This window comes from Crassaminicella indica (assembly GCF_019203185.1).
Taxonomy (GTDB): Bacteria; Bacillota; Clostridia; order Peptostreptococcales; family Thermotaleaceae; genus Crassaminicella; species Crassaminicella indica.
On sequence record NZ_CP078093.1, the window covers coordinates 2010899 to 2024791 of the forward strand.

16 protein-coding genes are annotated in these 13893 nt (G+C 30.9%); 13 read left to right on the forward strand and 3 right to left on the reverse strand.

Annotation, left to right across the window (positions count from 1 at the left end):
* Positions 1-14 precede the first annotated feature (14 nt).
* The 5 genes from glpK to KVH43_RS09460 are packed head-to-tail and all read left to right on the forward strand — an operon-like array spanning position 15 to position 4840.
* A complete protein-coding gene (gene glpK / locus KVH43_RS09440) occupies positions 15-1514 on the forward strand; it encodes a glycerol kinase GlpK (RefSeq protein ID WP_218282292.1) in 1500 nt (499 codons plus the stop codon).
* Positions 1496-1657 carry a hypothetical protein gene (locus tag KVH43_RS09445; RefSeq protein WP_218282293.1) on the forward strand — a complete coding sequence of 54 codons (162 nt, stop codon included), beginning with the start codon at positions 1496-1498 and terminating at the stop codon, positions 1655-1657. Before glpK ends, KVH43_RS09445 begins: the two co-directional genes overlap by 19 nt.
* A gap of 37 nt (positions 1658-1694) precedes the next feature.
* On the forward strand, positions 1695-3191 hold the full coding sequence (locus tag KVH43_RS09450; protein WP_218282294.1) for an NAD(P)/FAD-dependent oxidoreductase: 1497 nt from the start codon (positions 1695-1697) through the stop codon (positions 3189-3191).
* 4 nt (positions 3192-3195) lie between these two features.
* Positions 3196-4461 (forward strand): NAD(P)/FAD-dependent oxidoreductase, encoded by a 1266-nt coding sequence (locus KVH43_RS09455; RefSeq protein ID WP_218282295.1) that lies wholly within the window; start codon positions 3196-3198, stop codon positions 4459-4461.
* A 37-nt stretch (positions 4462-4498) separates the two neighbouring features.
* Complete coding sequence (locus KVH43_RS09460) at positions 4499-4840, forward strand: DUF1667 domain-containing protein (protein ID WP_218284134.1); 342 nt, start codon at positions 4499-4501, stop codon at positions 4838-4840.
* A gap of 74 nt (positions 4841-4914) precedes the next feature.
* Here KVH43_RS09460 and plsY read toward each other — a convergent pair whose 3' ends face one another.
* The gene (gene plsY, locus KVH43_RS09465; protein ID WP_218282296.1) at positions 4915-5505 is read right to left on the reverse strand and encodes a glycerol-3-phosphate 1-O-acyltransferase PlsY; all 591 of its coding nucleotides are present in this window, start codon (positions 5503-5505) and stop codon (positions 4915-4917) included.
* A 299-nt stretch (positions 5506-5804) separates the two neighbouring features.
* Here plsY and KVH43_RS09470 point away from each other — a divergent pair, with 299 nt between their 5' ends.
* Together KVH43_RS09470 and KVH43_RS09475 are read left to right on the forward strand one after the other, a co-directional pair.
* Positions 5805-6386: an RNA polymerase sigma factor gene (locus tag KVH43_RS09470; protein WP_218282297.1), complete on the forward strand. Its 582-nt coding sequence runs from the start codon at positions 5805-5807 to the stop codon at positions 6384-6386.
* A 1-nt stretch (position 6387) separates the two neighbouring features.
* Positions 6388-7236, forward strand: coding sequence for a DUF4367 domain-containing protein (locus KVH43_RS09475; RefSeq protein ID WP_218282298.1), 849 nt, complete (start codon positions 6388-6390; stop codon positions 7234-7236).
* A gap of 79 nt (positions 7237-7315) precedes the next feature.
* Here the strand turns inward: KVH43_RS09475 and KVH43_RS09480 are convergent, their stop codons facing one another.
* A complete protein-coding gene (locus KVH43_RS09480) occupies positions 7316-7582 on the reverse strand; it encodes a hypothetical protein (RefSeq protein ID WP_218282299.1) in 267 nt (88 codons plus the stop codon).
* Between the two features lie 440 nt (positions 7583-8022).
* Here KVH43_RS09480 and KVH43_RS09485 point away from each other — a divergent pair, with 440 nt between their 5' ends.
* Together KVH43_RS09485 and KVH43_RS09490 are read left to right on the forward strand one after the other, a co-directional pair.
* Positions 8023-8709, forward strand: coding sequence for a TIGR01906 family membrane protein (locus KVH43_RS09485; protein ID WP_218282300.1), 687 nt, complete (start codon positions 8023-8025; stop codon positions 8707-8709).
* Positions 8710-8812: 103 nt separating this feature from the next.
* Entirely contained in the window at positions 8813-9331 is a 519-nt protein-coding gene (locus tag KVH43_RS09490) for a peptidylprolyl isomerase (RefSeq protein WP_218282301.1), read from the forward strand.
* An 18-nt stretch (positions 9332-9349) separates the two neighbouring features.
* On the opposite strand, the gene KVH43_RS09495 is transcribed toward KVH43_RS09490, so the two are convergent.
* Positions 9350-9736, reverse strand: a complete 387-nt coding sequence (locus KVH43_RS09495) for an NUDIX hydrolase (protein WP_218282302.1) — start codon at positions 9734-9736, stop codon at positions 9350-9352.
* A 310-nt stretch (positions 9737-10046) separates the two neighbouring features.
* Between KVH43_RS09495 and pssA the strand changes: the two genes are divergently transcribed.
* The 4 genes from pssA to aroB all read left to right on the forward strand — a co-directional run bounded on the left by pssA (position 10047) and on the right by aroB (position 13882).
* The gene (pssA, locus tag KVH43_RS09500) at positions 10047-10562 is read left to right on the forward strand and encodes a CDP-diacylglycerol--serine O-phosphatidyltransferase (protein ID WP_218282303.1); all 516 of its coding nucleotides are present in this window, start codon (positions 10047-10049) and stop codon (positions 10560-10562) included.
* An 85-nt stretch (positions 10563-10647) separates the two neighbouring features.
* Positions 10648-12009 (forward strand): RsmF rRNA methyltransferase first C-terminal domain-containing protein, encoded by a 1362-nt coding sequence (locus tag KVH43_RS09505; RefSeq protein ID WP_218282304.1) that lies wholly within the window; start codon positions 10648-10650, stop codon positions 12007-12009.
* Positions 12010-12018: 9 nt separating this feature from the next.
* Positions 12019-12744 (forward strand): pseudouridine synthase, encoded by a 726-nt coding sequence (locus tag KVH43_RS09510; protein ID WP_218282305.1) that lies wholly within the window; start codon positions 12019-12021, stop codon positions 12742-12744.
* Positions 12745-12826: 82 nt separating this feature from the next.
* Positions 12827-13882 (forward strand): 3-dehydroquinate synthase, encoded by a 1056-nt coding sequence (gene aroB, locus KVH43_RS09515; protein ID WP_218282306.1) that lies wholly within the window; start codon positions 12827-12829, stop codon positions 13880-13882.
* The last annotated feature ends 11 nt before the right edge of the window (positions 13883-13893 follow it).

Sequence of the window (13893 nt, forward strand, 5' to 3'; positions counted from 1 at the left end):
TGGGGGGATACAATATGAAAAAATATGTTATGGCATTAGATCAAGGAACGACTAGCTCTAGAGCAATATTATTTGATCACGATGGAAAGATTGTAAAGGTTGCTCAAAAGGAATTTACACAAATATATCCAAAAGCAGGCTGGGTTGAACATGATGCTATGGAGATTTGGGGGACGCAAATAGGAGTAGCAAAGGAAGTATTAGAAACTACAGGGATTAAAGCTGATGAAGTAGCTGCGATTGGGATTACTAATCAAAGAGAGACGACTGTAGTGTGGGATAAATTTACTGGAAAACCTATTTATAATGCAATAGTATGGCAATCACGTCAGACTGCAAGCATTTGTGATGATTTAAAGAAAAAAGGCTTAGAAGATTATGTTCGAGAAAATACTGGACTTGTTATTGATGCATATTTTTCAGGAACAAAGGTTAAATGGATTTTAGATAATGTTGAAGGGGCTAGGGAAAAGGCAGAAAAAGGAGATTTAATATTTGGTACTATTGATACATGGCTTATTTGGAATTTGACACGGGGAAAAGTACATGTAACAGATTATTCAAATGCATCAAGAACTATGCTTTATAATATTAAAGAGCTTAAGTGGGACGATAAGATTTTAAAAGAATTAGATATTCCTAAATCTATGCTTCCAAAAGTAAGTCCATCTAGTGAAATTTATGGATATACTAATAAAGAAATTTTTAGTGGTATAGAAATTCCGATTTCTGGAGCAGCAGGAGATCAACAAGCAGCACTATTTGGTCAGGCTTGTTTTTCAGCAGGTATGGCAAAGAATACATATGGTACAGGATGCTTTATGCTGATGAATACAGGTGAAGACTTAATTCCATCTAAGAAAGGTCTTCTTACAACTATTGCTTGGGGAATAGATGATACTGTTGAATATGCACTTGAAGGAAGTATCTTTGTTGCTGGTGCATCTATACAGTGGTTACGTGATGAGTTAAGACTTATTGATAATGCAAAGGATAGCGAATATTTCGCTACACAAGTTGAAGATACAAATGGAGTATATGTAGTTCCTGCTTTTGTAGGTCTTGGAGCGCCTTACTGGGATATGTATGCAAGAGGTACTATTGTAGGTTTAACAAGAGGAGCAAACAGAAATCATATTATTCGTGCAACTCTTGAATCTATTGCTTATCAAACAAGAGATGTATTAGAAGCAATGCAGGAAGATTCAGGTATTGATCTTAAGGCATTAAAGGTTGATGGTGGTGCTGTTGCAAATAACTTCTTAATGCAATTCCAATCTGATATTTTAAATGTAGATGTTCATAGACCAAAGGTAATTGAGACAACTGCTCTTGGAGCAGCGTACCTTGCAGGACTTGCAGTAGGGTTCTGGGAAAGCAAAGAAGAAATTGCAAATAAATGGAATGTTGATAGAACATTTAAGCCAGAGATGTCTCTATCAGAAAAAGAAAAATTATATGCTGGTTGGAAAAAAGCAGTAAGTAGATGCTTAAAATGGGAAGCAGCAGAATAAAACTGAATAATTTGATTTATATAAAAAATAAAATTATAGGAACAATTTTAGGGTTTAGTGCGTATAGTATAATAAAAAAAATTTATATGGAAGGCATGAGAATTGGAGAGCCGTGTGAATTAGCCTATGAAAATGTAGGTTAGCTTCATACGGCTTTTTATATAGCAAGGAGGGATATAAATGTATGATGTAGCTATTATAGGGGCTGGAATAATAGGCACTTTTATTGCAAGAGAATTATCTAGGTATAAATTACGTATTGTTATTTTAGAAAAGGACAATGATGTAGCCAATGGAACAACAAAAGCAAATAGTGCAATTGTACATGCAGGATATGATGCAAAGGCAGGAAGTAATAAAGCAAAATTTAATGTTTTAGGAAATGCTATGTTTGATAAGGTATGTGATGAATTAGATGTACCATTTAAAAGGATTGGATCGTTGGTAGTTGCTTTTAATGAAGAAGATATGCAGACTATTAAGATGCTTTATGAAAATGGGATAAAAATCGGGGTACCTAATATGAAGATTATTGATGCAAAAAAAGTAAAAGCTATGGAGCCTAATATAAATGACTCTATTGTGGGAGCTTTATATGCACCTACAGCAGGAATTGTTGGACCATTTGAGTTAGCCATTGCATTAGCAGAGAATGCAATAGATAATGGAGTGGAGTTATTATTGAACCATGAAGTGAATGGGATAGATAAAGTGGAAGGTGGATATAAAATATATACGAATAATAATACAATCAATACAAAATATATCATAAATTGTGCAGGTTTATATGCAGACTATATTTATGGAATGGTAGCTAATAGTCATTTCAGAATTATACCTAGAAGAGGACAATATTATTTGTTAGATAAAAGTGCAGGAAATATTGTGAATAAAGTGATTTTTCAATGTCCTACCAAACTAGGAAAGGGAGTATTGATCACACCAACTGTTGATGGAAATATTTTAATTGGGCCTGATGCACAGGATTTAGATGATAAGGAAGCTGTTGATACTACCAGAGAGGGGCTTTCATTTGTAAAAGAAACAGCAAGAAAAACATGTAGTAAAATACCATTTCATAAGAATATAACAACTTTTGCGGGCTTAAGGGCAGAACCAAATACAGGGGATTTTATTATTGAAGCATCAAAAGAGGTAAAAGGATTTATTAATGTTGCAGGGATAAAATCCCCAGGGCTTTCATCTTCACCAGCTATTGCAAAATATGTGGTTGAAATAGTAAAAAGCATGATAGGATGTCTTGAGGAAAAAGAAGATTTCAATCCAAGAAGAAGAAAAAGAATTCGATTTGCAGCATTAAGTGATGAGGAAAAATTAGAAATCATCAAAAAAGATCCAAGATATGGGAGAATTATTTGTAGATGTGAGACAATTACCGAAGGAGAAATTGTAGATGCGATCCATAGAAATGCTGGAGCTAGAACAGTAAATGGTATTAAAAGAAGGGTAAGACCAGGAGCTGGAAGATGTCAAGGTGGATTTTGTGGACCTAGAGTTATGGAAATTTTAGCTAGAGAATTGGGAAAAGATATGAAAGATGTTGTAAAGGAAGGGTCAAATTCATATATTCTTACAGATTATACAAAAGAAAATATTGAATATGAAATAGCCAAAGAGCTAGTAGCATCGTCTCACGATGAGGAAAGTAGGAGGTGATTTTATGTTAAAGTATGAGGTTGTTGTGATTGGTGGTGGTCCTGCAGGGCTTGCTGCAGCTATAGAAGCTAAGAAAAATGGTGTGCAAAGTATTTTAGTAATTGATAGAGATAGAGAATTAGGAGGAATTTTACAGCAATGTATTCACAATGGTTTTGGTCTTCATGTATTTAAACAGGAATTAACAGGTCCTGAGTATGCTGAGCGTTTTATTAATGAATTAAAAGAAATGGATATAGCATATAAATTAGATACGATGGTATTAGATATTAGTGAAGACAGAGTGTTAAGCGCTATTAATACAAAGGACGGATTTATGAAAATAAAAGCAAAAGCAGTTATCTTAGCAATGGGCTGTAGGGAAAGAACTAGAGGTGCAATTGCAATTCCAGGAACAAGACCTGCTGGGATATTTACTGCAGGTACAGCCCAAAGATATATAAATATGGAAGGATATATGGTAGGAAGGAGAGTAGTCATATTAGGATCAGGAGATATAGGACTTATTATGGCAAGAAGACTTACATTAGAAGGGGCAAAAGTTTTAGCAGTAGCTGAATTGATGCCTTTTTCAAGCGGACTTACAAGAAATATTGTACAATGCTTAGATGATTATAATATTCCTCTTTTGTTGAATCATACAGTTATACAGATTAAGGGAAAAAATCGAGTAGAAGCTGTTGTAATTGCTCAAGTTGATAATGATAAAAAACCTATACCAGGAACAGAAAAAGAATTTGATTGCGATACACTGCTTTTATCAGTAGGATTGATTCCAGAAAATGAGCTGTCAAAAAGTGCAAATGTTAAGTTATCTCATATAACGGGTGGACCTATTGTGAATGAGTCTATGGAGACTACTGTAAAAGGAATTTTTGCATGTGGCAATGTGCTTCATGTACATGATCTTGTAGATTGGGTTACAAAAGAAAGTCAGAAGGCAGGAAAAAGTGCAGCAAGGTTTATAAAAAACCAATTAAAAGATTCTAAAGATATCGTGAAAACGTTTGCGGGAGATGGAGTTTCTTATATTGTTCCTCATATGATCAGAACTCATAATATTGAAGATACATTAGATTTACTCATGAGGGTAAAGGAGGTTTATAAAAATAGTAAATTGATTGTTAAAGCAGATGGAAAAATTATAAAAGAAATTTATAAAAAGCATATGGCACCAGGAGAAATGGAAAGAATAAGTATTCCTTCAAGCATATTGAAAGAACAAAGAATAAGGGAAATATCTGTGGCTATTGGAAAGGAAGGTGAATAGGGTGGATAAAAAAGAGATTATCTGCATTGTTTGTCCAATGGGCTGCAGACTTACAGTAAGTAAAGAAGAAAATGGTTATAAGGTTACAGGAAATAGCTGTAAAAGAGGAGCAGCTTATGGGATTAAGGAAATGACAAATCCAACTCGAGTCATTCCGACTACGGTAAAAATAAGAAATGGATTTTTAAAGAGACTTCCAGTAAAAACAAATGGATCTATTCCAAAGGAACTTATTTTTAAATGTATGGAAATTATAAATAGCGTTGAAGTTGAAGCACCAGTAAAGATAGGAGATGTGATTATTGAGAATATATTAGGAACAGGGGTAGATGTTGTAGCTACAAAAACTATGGCAAGTATTTCATGTAAGAAGATATAAATAAAAGTATTTTGTGAAATAAGCAAGAAGCTTATGAAAGTCAAAGAAAACTGCCAAAGATATTGAGGCAGTTTTTATTTCTTAAAATTTATTTTTGATTCATTCCCAGATAACAATCTTTTTATATTTCCTTTATGCTTATAAATAACAAAGGAGCCTAAACACAAAGCATATAATGTAAATGATATAGGCTTTTTTAGGATAAAAGACACAATTGGAAAGGAAGCAGCAACAGTAATGGAAGCCAAAGAAACAATTCTTGTAAGTCCAGTAATTAAAAAATGTATGATCATTAATATAAATCCGATAAGCGGATATAGAGCAAAAATAGTTCCACCAGCAGTAGCAACACCTTTGCCTCCTTTAAAGCCTAGAGAAAAAGGATAACAGTGGCCAATGACTACAAAAGCAGAAGCAATGACACCACCTTGAATGCCTAATAATTTTTTTCCAATAATGGCTAGAATAAATCCCTTTAAAAAGTCTAATATAAAAGCAGTACCCCCCGCTTTTGGACCTAGTGTTCTAAGGACATTTGTAGCACCAGAATTTCCGCTACCATGCTTTCTTATATCAATATTGCCTATAAATTTCGCAGTGATGTAAGAAAAAGGAATACTTCCAACTAGATAGCTTATGATTATGAGCATAATATATTTTGACATTTATATACCTCCTTTTTAACTATTTTATCATCATTTAGCAAAGAGCTGTATAGAAATTTAAAATATTTTATTAAAATATTTTAAAAATGTTTTTTGTGGCATAAGTAGAGGAATCTTTGTTTGTATAAATAATGAAATATATGGTAAAATAGTCCCCATCTCTGATACGAGGTGGGGGCTATTTACTACTTTACTTTATATAAATATTTTAATAAATTATAAAAACAATGAACCAAAATTCAATTAGCTGTCTCTTATTATATAGAGGGTGCACCCAATGAAAAAGAGGAGGGAATGAATTGGATGAAATTGAAATTATTCTAAGATCAAAAGCCGGCGACTTAGAAGCTTTTGAAGATTTGTATAAATTATATAGCCCACAAGCATTAAAAACAGTTTATTTAATGACTTACAACAAGGAATTAAGTGAAGATATAGTACAAGAAGCTTTTGTGCAGTGCTTTAATAATTTGAAAAATCTTAAAGATCCACAAGCTTTTAAATCATGGTTATATAAGATTCTTAGAAGAATTAGTTGGCGTTATATCAAAAAGGAGAAAAAATTAATACCTGTCGAGAATATAATTGATAAATACCAATACAACAATAACCAGAAAAATTCGTTTGAAAGCATTGAACAAAGTGAAACAAGAATGTTTATATTGGAGCTGCTTGACAAATTAAGCTTGCCACTAAAAACTACGGTGATTCTTTATTACTATAACGAAATGTCAGTAAGTGAGATTTCAAAGGTTTTAGGCTGCTTTGAAGGGACTGTAAAGTCAAGGCTTTATAAAGCAAGAAAACGAATAGAAAGAGAACTTTTAAAAGCGAATGGGCAATTTTATGTTAAAGAGTTATTGGGAAAGGAGTGGATTTAAAATGAAAAAACAGAAACAATTTGAAGATATTATAAAATTAGAATTGAATATAAGAGCTAGTGATATAACTCCATCTTTAGATTCATTTCAAAATATTAAAAAAAGAATTATTGAAAAAGGAAGGAATGAAAATAATATGTCAAAAAAATATAATTTTAAAAATAATAGATTTATGAAAACTGTAGTTGCTGCAATGTTGTGTATGACATTTTTAACAGGTGCTTACAATGTTTCCAGCGATATGAGAGCATTTGCAAATTCTATAATAGATAAATTTGTAAAAGGTTATGCTTCAGATAAAACTTATTATAAATTACCTGAAAAGGATGAACTTCAAAAAGAGTTAGGTTTTGAAGCTAAAGTTCCTGAAGCTCTATTAGATGATTTCAAATTTGTTGATGGTACTACCTCAGTATATGTAGATGGATCTTCTGATGAAATATATGATTCAAATAGAAAAGAATTTGGAGCAACCTATAAAAAAGCTTCTAAAAATTCAGATGCAGATTTGAGCTTAACCATTTGCAACTATGAATTTGATTCTGATACTTATAAAAATACAGAAAAAATAACCTCTGCAAATAAAACTTTTTTATATAAAAGATTTAAATTTCATATAGTTCCATCTGACTACAAGCAATCTCAAGAAGAATTAGAAGATGAAAAAAATGGATATGTTAGTACTATATGGATTGGTAGTAAAGCTTCAGATTTTAATGATAAATATACAGATGCTCAAGCTTTAATATGGCAAGATAATAATATATATTATCAGTTAATAGACAATGGATATAAGCTATCAACTGAAGATATGATAAAAATGGCAAAAGAGATTATAAAAATGGATTAGGTTAAAGTATACCTACACGTTTCAATTATAGCGTGTAGGTTTATTTTTATGTTTTTTGATAGGAGTTGTGAAAATGCCTTTAAAATTGCATATTGAGATTTCCACTTGGTTCTAAATTAATAGTGAAGGTGATCGTTGAAGAAGGAGTAATATTTATTATAAGTGTAATTTTAGGAGCATGACGCCTTGTGCCAGATATAAATTGCAAGTCAAAGTCAATATTGGCTTTTATAAGCAATGTAATAGCAGCATTTACTTCAGCGAGCTTCATGGTATCTGCATTAGCAAACCTGCAAAAAGCTTTTGATGCTAATAAAGTGGCGATGTCTTTTGTGTATTTAGGCATTATCTTTACTCCTTTCCTAGTTTTCTATAATATTTTATGTAACAGCATCTTTGATTGCGATGCTTTTCACAGATTTATCTTAAATTTACATAAATATTTACTTAAACTTATTTTTATATATTCCTTTTTTATATTGATGTTGTTTATCTATAGGGATCCAACTTTAACATAAAAAAAAGAAATATATAAAGATAAGTGAATGACTTCGATAACTTTTGTAAAAAAACTTACTGAAATTTCATAAAAAATACGTTAAGAACCTTCATTGTTTGAACGAAGTGAGTTTTGAAGGTTTAGTATTTTTTCATGGAATGAAGTTTTGTTTTTTCAAAAGTTATCGGGAATGAACTATCTTTTATATTTCATTTTGATGTTGTTTACATATATATATTTGGTTAATAATTAAGAATAAAAAGCTATAAAAGAATGGAGAAGATAAGGTGAAAAAAAGGAAGTGTGTTTTTAAGGTTAGTCAAGGTATGATAATGATTTTTTTACCAATAGTATTATTATTAACTATTCTTCAAGCATATGCTTTGAATAAAAATTTCTATTTAGAAGAATTTGAAAAATATCATGTATATGAAGCTACAAAAATAAAACAAGAAGATTTAGATAGAGTTGTAGACAAAATGATAAAATATTTAAAGGATAATGATAAAGATTTAGATATTTTTGTAAAAATTAATGGAAAAGATACGGAAGTCTTTGGAGAACGTGAAAGATTACATATGGTTGATGTAAAGAAATTATTTAAAAAAGGATATACTTTGCAAAGGGTGGGTATATTTATTTTGATCCTTTCTTTTATTGTATTACTAAAAGGGACAAAAGATCCATATAGAAAAATTTATAAAAGCTTAGAGTGGGCAAGCTTTTTATCTTTAAGCTTTATGATATTTCTTTTTATATTGATACAAACAGATTTTTATCAATATTTTACGTACTTTCATAAAATTTTCTTTAAAAATGATTTGTGGATTTTAAATCCAAAGACAGATAGATTAATTCAGATGCTTCCTTTGGGATTTTTTAAGGATATTGTAATAAAAGTAGTAGCTTGGTTTATGGGAATAATGGCTTTTATTGGAGTTTTTTCATTTTATAAAAAAAGGCGTATATATTAATCTTAGACAAGTATTTTTATGTCATGCCAAAATTATCTTGCATATATAAGCAAAATGTAGTAAAAAGGAATAGAGGATTATAATAATGAAAGGATGATTGAATATGAAAAATCCTATTGTAACTATTGAAATGGAAAATGGTAATAAAATCAAGATAGAATTGTATCCTGATGTAGCACCTAATACAGTAAATAATTTTATATCTTTGGTACAAAAAGGTTTTTATGATGGGTTGATTTTTCACAGAGTTATATCAGGCTTTATGATTCAAGGAGGATGCCCAGAGGGGATTGGTATTGGAGGACCAGGATACTCTATTAAAGGTGAATTTAGCATGAATGGTTTTAAAAATGATTTAAAACATACAAAAGGTGTTATTTCTATGGCAAGAGCTGCGAATCCTGATTCTGCAGGATCACAATTTTTTATTATGCATGAAGATTCACCACATCTTGATGGACAATATGCAGCTTTTGGGAAAGTAATAGAAGGAATAGAAGAAGTAGATCGTATTGCAGCTACAAAAACTAATTTTCAAGATAAGCCATTAGTAGATGAAAAAATGAAAAAGGTAACGGTTGAATTATTCAGTAAAGAATACCCTGAACCAGAAAAACTTTAATATAAAAGCTGGCATATATTATGTCAGCTTTTGATGTACAGTGGATATTGCTTTTTCGAAAATTGCTTTTTCTGGAGAAATAGGATTGGGAAGATGACCAATAGGAAACCATTTTACATCACTGCTTTCAAAGCTGCATTTAAGTTCTCCTGAGATATATTTACAAGCATATACATGAACATGTGATTTATCGTATCCATTATCATAAACGAAGTCATAAATTTTTTCTATGACTTTACATTTTATTCCTGTTTCTTCCCATACTTCACGGACTACGGTTTCAGTATGGGTTTCTCCTGGATCTAAAAATCCTCCTGGTGGTGACCAAACCATAGGATGCCACCTTCTTTTGACTAAAAGAATTTCATTATCTTTAATAACGATTCCAATTGCAGCAGTTTTCATTATAAGCACTCCTTATAAAAATAGTCAAGATATACCGACTATTTTTTATGATCAAATTAGAAGGATATGACATATTAAATCTATTGTATTATAATGATATGTAGTTTAACATATAAACTTATCTACTTAATTGTAATTATATAACAATAATATAAAAAATACCACAAAAAAACCTTTGAATAATGAAAATTTTACTGTACAATAGTATATGTAATAGATATATTATCCATCCTAATATAATATTATAATCATATAAGGCTTATAACATAAAAAGCTTTTTTTTAAAGTGAACGAAGATAGGGGGAGAAAAGTGAGATATAAAAGACAGATACCAAATATATTTACACTTTTTAATTTAACATTGGGTATATTGGCAATCATTTCAATATTTAATGAAAACTATGTTATATCAGCAATTTTAATTATTGTTGCAGGAATGATGGACAGAATGGATGGAAAATTAGCAAGGAAATTAGATGTAGTGAGTGATTTTGGAAAAGAATTAGATTCGTTATGTGATTTGATTTCTTTTGGTTTAGCTCCAGCGTTATTGATGTGGCATTTGAATCTAATGGAAACAGGTGATATTGGAATCATTGTAACATTAGTTTTTGTGCTTTGTGGAACTATAAGGTTAGCAAGATATAATATTATGGAATTTGATGGTGTGTATATGGGGATTCCGATAACAATTTGTGGCGGACTTGTAGCGCTAGTGGCGCTTTACTCTACAAAATATGTGGCAAATTTACGTTTTCTATTAATCACTATGTTGTTTTTATCCTATGCTATGGTAAGCAAAAAAATTAAGCTGAGAAAAAGATAAAATTGAACCCACCTATAATGGTGGGTATCATTTTGCCCAAACCTTGACAATAATAAGAGAGATAAATAGAAAGAGGAGAAAAGAAATGTACTTACCTGAAAAATTTATTCATAAAATGCAAATGCTATTAGGCAGTGAATTTCAATTATTTTTAGATTCTTATGATGATGAAAGATTCCAGGGACTGAGGGTGAATACTTTAAAAATTTCTGTAGAAGATTTTAAAAAAATTTCGCCGTTTAAATTAAGACAAATTCCCTGGTGTAAAAATGGATTCTATTTTGAAGAAGGACAAAGACCTGCAAAGCATCCATACTATCATGCAGGCTTATATTATATTCAGGAACCTAGTGCTATGGCTCCTGTAGAAATATTAAATCCTACTCCTAAGGATTATGTGTTAGATTTATGTGCTGCTCCCGGAGGAAAATCAGTGCAAATTGCTACAAAGCTTATGGGAGAAGGAGTATTAGTTACAAATGATATCAATATGAATCGTGTAAAGGCATTAATCAAAAATATAGAATTATTTGGAGTGAAAAACGCTGTTGTTACCAATGAAAGACCCGAAAAGATACGCAAATACTTTTTAAGTTATTTTGATAAAATATTGGTAGATGCTCCTTGTTCAGGAGAGGGGATGTTTAGAAAAGATTCATCTATGGTAAAAAGCTGGGAAAAGCATGATGAAACATATTATGCACCGATACAAAAACAAATTTTAGGAAATACTGATGATATGTTAAAAGAAGGGGGAAGATTACTTTATTCTACTTGTACCTTCTCACCAGAGGAAAATGAATGCATTATAAAAAATTTTATAGATAATCATGAAAACTTTAGGATTGTAGATATACCTAAAAATAATGGTTTGTCAAAAGGGATGCCTAAGTGGGCTAATGGAGAAGAAAATTTAGAGAGGTGTGCAAGATTATGGCCTCATAAAATAGAAGGAGAGGGACATTTTTTAGCTCTTTTAGAAAAAGATTTAGAAGAAAAAGATAATGTTGTTAATTTTGAAAAGAACTCTGAGGTGAAATTACATAAGGAATTTTGTGAATTTGTAAAAGAAAATCTAAATATTTTACTAGAAGGAAAATTTGAAATATATAGTAATAATCTGTATTTAGCACCTAAAGGGCTGCCAATATTAAAAGGACTGAAAATTTTAAGAACAGGATGGTTTTTAGGAACCTTTAAGAAAAATAGATTTGAACCAAGTCATGCTCTTGCAATGGGATTAACATTTAAAGATGCTAAAAGAACTGTAAACTTTCATCGAGATGATCCAAATGTTATAAAATATTTAAAAGGAGAAACATTAAATATTAGTGGAGAAAAGGGATGGACGCTTATTTGTGTAGATGGCTTTCCATTAGGATGGGCTAAGCAAACAGGAAATATGCTCAAAAATTATTACCCACCAGCTTGGAGATGGATAGACTAGGAGGAATTTATGGCAAAGGGAAAACGACTAGATAAGGTACTTAGCAATATGGGCTATGGTACTAGAAAAGAAATAAAAAGTATTATTAAGAAAGGACGAGTAAAGGTAGACCATCAAGTGATAAAGGATAGCAGTATGCATGTAGATCCTTATGAAAATCATATAGAAATTGATGGGATGAAATTAATTTACAAAGAGTTTATCTACATTATGATGAATAAACCTCAAGGTGTGATTTCAGCGAGCTTTGATCCAAAAGTTGAGACAGTAGTAGATTTATTAGATCATTCTTATCAAATATTCAAGCCATTTCCTGTAGGAAGATTAGACAAAGATACGGAAGGATTATTGATTCTTACAAATGATGGTAAACTTTCTCATGATTTACTATCTCCTAAAAAGCATGTATCAAAGACTTATTATGCACATATTAAAGGAAAAGTAGATCAGCAAGATATACTTTCATTTAAAGAAGGTGTAATATTAGATGATGGATATAAAACATTACCTGCTGAATTGAATATTATTAAAAGTGATGAAATATCAGAAATAGAACTAACGATTTATGAAGGGAAATTTCATCAGGTGAAAAGAATGTTTGAAGCAGTAGATAAAAAAGTAATATATTTAAAGAGAGTAGCTATGGGGGATTTGAAATTGGATCAAGGTTTAGGCTTGGGAGAATATAGAGAGCTGACACAGGAAGAATTAGGGAAGCTAAAAAATAAACTATAGATCATAGCTACATTAGAAAAGTGGTGAAGACTCATTAGCTGGGTCTTTTTTTAACTATTAAAGAGGGAGGAATTCATAAAAAATGCGAAGGCTAAATGTAAATCTTCCACAAAATGATTATCCAATACTAATAAAGAAGGGATTATTCAATAATATTGGGGAAGAGATAGAAAAAATTCATGAAAATAAAAAAATAGTAATCGTTACAGATGATAATGTGGAAAAATTATATGGAGAAAGAATCAAAGCACATCTTGGAAATGATTTTAAAATGAAAATGATTGTGATAGAGCCTGGAGAGAAAAGTAAATCTATTAGTGTACTGCAATATATTTATGATGAAATTTTAGATTTTGAAATAACAAGAGGTGATTTAATCATAGCATTTGGAGGAGGGGTAGTTGGTGATCTGACAGGTTTTGCAGCTGCAACACTTCTTCGAGGAATTCCATTTATACAAGTACCAACCTCCCTTTTAGCTCAAATCGACAGCAGCATAGGGGGAAAGGTAGCTGTGAACTTGCCTAAGGGAAAAAACTTAGTAGGGAGCTTTTATCATCCAAAAGCAGTATTTATAGATCCAGAGCTTTTACATACACTAGATAAAAGATTTTTCTATGATGGAATGGCTGAAGTAGTCAAATATGGTTGTATCAAGGATGAAAAGCTTTTTAAAGATCTGTTTTCATATAGTGAGGAAGAATTATTTGAACATATAGAAGAAGTGATATATCGCTGCTGCTATATAAAAAAAAGTATAGTTGAAAAGGATGAATTAGATACAGGGGAGAGAATGCTTCTAAATTTTGGACATACTTTAGGACACGCTATTGAGAAATACTACAAGTATGAAAGATATACTCATGGAGAAGCTGTTGCAATAGGGATGTATCGTATAACAAAAAAGAGTGAAGCTATGGGGATGACAGAAAAAGGAACAGCTAATTTGATAAAGGATATGCTTTGTAAATATGATTTGCCTTATGAAATGCCAGATATTGATAAGGAAAAAATTATTGAAGCTATTGTTTTTGACAAGAAAAATAAAGGAGAATATATGAATATGGTGTTAATTAATAAAATAGGGAAAAGCTTTATTAAAAAAATTCATAGAAAAAATATTTTTTCTTATATATAAAGGGGATGATG